Source organism: Flavobacterium sp. CG_9.1 (assembly GCF_015751645.1).
Lineage (GTDB): Bacteria > Bacteroidota > Bacteroidia > Flavobacteriales > Flavobacteriaceae > Flavobacterium > Flavobacterium xanthum.
In genome coordinates, this window is the sequence record NZ_JADOVC010000083.1 from 1 (window position 1) to 1,180 (window position 1,180).

Annotated in this window: 1 protein-coding gene; it reads right to left on the bottom strand. The window is 43.6% G+C overall.

Features of this window, described 5'->3' with window-relative positions:
• Positions 1-680 (bottom strand): reverse transcriptase domain-containing protein (locus IWX83_RS17100; RefSeq protein ID WP_255546737.1); only part of this gene is annotated, 680 nt, incomplete at its 3' end.
• Positions 681-1,180: the final 500 nt, after the last annotated feature.

Below are 1,180 nucleotides of genomic sequence, written 5' to 3' on the forward strand. Positions count from 1 at the left end.
CAATAGATACTAAAATCATCGGCATAGCGAACAAATTTCAGTTTGCGTCTTGTCATTTCTTTATCCAACTCGTGGAGTAAGATATTGGACAATAACGGACTTAAAGGAGAACCTTGCGGAACGCCTCGTCTTCGTTTTTGTAACTTACCGTTAATCCGTATCGGTACTCGCAACCACTTTCGTATCAGACGCATCGTGGTTTTGCATGTCACTTTTTGGTACACCAAATTCAGCAGTAAACAATGGTCTACTTCGTCAAAGAAGTTCTTTAAGTCGGTATCCACAATGTAATTCAGTCCTTGATGAATGTAATCCCGTGCTTGCCCAACGGCTTGTCGAGCGTTTTTATTGGGACGAAATCCAAAACTGTTGCTACTAAATTCGGGTTCAAATAGCGGTGCAATGACCTGCGAAACCGCTTGTTGTAACACGCGGTCGGTGGTGGTGGGAACGCCCAAAAGTCGGGTTTTGCCGTTGCCTTTGGGAATTTCCACGCCCAAAATGGGTTGGGGCTGGTAGTTGCCTTGTCTGACGGCTTCGAGCAATTGCGGTTTCCTTTCAGGAAATAGCATTTTGAGCTGACTGGTTTTTATACCGTCAACTCCTGCGCTTCCTTTATTAGAAATCACCTGCTCTAATGCTTTTTGCAGATTGTAAGGATGTACTACTCGTTCAATCATTTTGTTGTTTTAATCGTTAACCTGTTCTTGTTTTTCAGAGCTATAACTTGCGCTATTCCGTTGAAAATTAAGAACCTCTTTGCGTTCTGTCCTTCCTTGGTTGTGAGACCTATGCGGTATCTATTCGCAACTCGTTGCCACAAGTACTATGACTTCTGCTGACTTCTTGACTTAACCAACTCGTGGTTGTCAAGACCTCCCCTGGTAAGAGCTCTTTCCTTTGTCCAATCCCTGCGTCATCTACAAATCAACGATTTTGGTAATCTTTGGATGTTACGTTGCTGTGGACGCTTATCCTCGTTGACTTGCCTCTTATGACGTTTCTGTTCGTCAGTACCGGATTTTGCCGTTTCGCTTCCTTCACTGCATACCTCGCGGTAAACCAGCTTGCGACGTACTAATGGTTCGGGTTTTCAATCCGCCCATAAGGGACTTACACCCTCTGGAAAAATACACGCTGTAAGTTTTGTTTTCTAATTCGACAATTTGTATTTTCGAAT